At 59.8% G+C, this 1444-nt stretch carries 1 protein-coding gene and 1 pseudogene; both read left to right on the top strand.

Features of this window, described 5'->3' with window-relative positions; all coding sequences use genetic code 11:
* Window positions 1-713: pseudogene (locus tag G5C65_RS37200) on the top strand (hypothetical protein); the annotation flags it as partial.
* 2 nt (window positions 714-715) lie between these two features.
* Complete coding sequence (locus G5C65_RS37195; protein ID WP_165303450.1) at window positions 716-1258, top strand: hypothetical protein; 543 nt, start codon at window positions 716-718, stop codon at window positions 1256-1258.
* The last annotated feature ends 186 nt before the right edge of the window (window positions 1259-1444 follow it).

The raw sequence follows: 1444 nt of genomic DNA, 5'->3' as shown, positions 1-1444 counted from the left end.
ACCGCGTGTTCGTAAAAGCCCTGGGGGAGCTTTCCGCGAAGGGCGACGACATGCCCGCCGCCCTGCGCGGGGACATGGCCAAGATCATGGTTAACCATGGGCACGAGGTTCATGTGGCGATGAGTGATGTGAGTGGCAAACGAGAGCCGGCACACGGCCCGACGTTGGATTCTGAACAGGTCATGGCAGTCACCAAGCAGGTCTCCAGGAGTCAGGGTTCCTATGACACGCTCCAGTCGGGCATGAACCACGCCATGGTTGCAGATTTCCACGATTCCTCCCGGAAACCGGCAGACACCCTCAGCTCCGCTGGCTACACAGTCGGCTTCATGGAAGAAGCACGGCGCAGGGCACTGGAAGATGACCAACCCGACTTCACTTGGGACAAGGCGAAGAGCTACCACGCGATCGGCGGGGTACTCAACTTCATCCCCCACGTGGGCGACATTGCACAGCGCGGAGCCGACATGGTGACCACGGCCTGGATCCAGGACGAAGAAGCCCGTGCAGAAGGCAAACTGAAAAACGACAACAAGGCAATTTTTGCCGTCCGGCAAAATCAGCTCAATCAGCTTGCTGACCAGTGGCACGCGACCAACAGAGACTGGGCGGCGGACCACGCAGGCTATTCAGCCGAGGACGGGGTCTACAAGCAGGTGAATGCCGCAGCGGACCATGGAAACAAACGCTTCGCTAGAATCTCTGGAGGCTAGAGGTGCCGATCTCCCGACAAGTTGTCGCCTCACTGCTATGCGTTGCGACCACCGTGGTCGCGGCAGGTTGCAGCGAGAACAAACTCTCCACGCCGGAAGCCTTCTGCCAGATTCCCGTAGCGAAAGACTCCCTCTCACCGCTCCTGCCGAAAGAGGGCAACCTCAAACAAAAGCGGTCTCCTATAACCGAACCGGGCCTGAAGCGCGAGGGCGCACTCTGTAACATCCAAGTAGACAGCCAGAGAATTCTGTACGCTTCGGTTCTGCACTACAGCGAGAAGCCGGAACCGATGAACTGGAAGGCTGCAGCCTCACCATACAACCATGCAGCTAGGCGAAAAGTTTCCTTCCCGGGGACCGCTATGATCGCCCCGGGGAACGCCACCATTCGAGCAAAGTGTGACTCCACTTCAGAATACATGCAGTTTGTTCTCGACCTGAACGGCGAGCGCGTCAACGATTCACCCACCGGGTACAAGAAGCTCCAGAAGTTCGCGAACGACTTTGTCCCCAATGCGACAAAGAAGTACGGATGCACAAGTTAGAGTTGGCCCCTCTCTCCCTGGCACGGAGTCACCGGCAGTCCATGACATACGGCCCCGGTACGGCGAACTTGCACCACACCTGCTTCTGGTCCGTCCCCAGTGTGTGCCAGCCCCAGCCGAGGGTGAGGGCGCTGACGAGCGTGAGCCCGTGCCCGTGCTCCGCCAGCGGGCCGGCCGGGGGCGCGG

Origin of the sequence: Streptomyces boncukensis (genome assembly GCF_011045075.1) — a bacterium.
Taxonomy (GTDB): domain Bacteria; phylum Actinomycetota; class Actinomycetes; order Streptomycetales; family Streptomycetaceae; genus Streptomyces; species Streptomyces boncukensis.
Note: the sequence above shows the minus strand (reverse complement) of the source record. Positions and strands in the feature narration are given on the sequence as shown.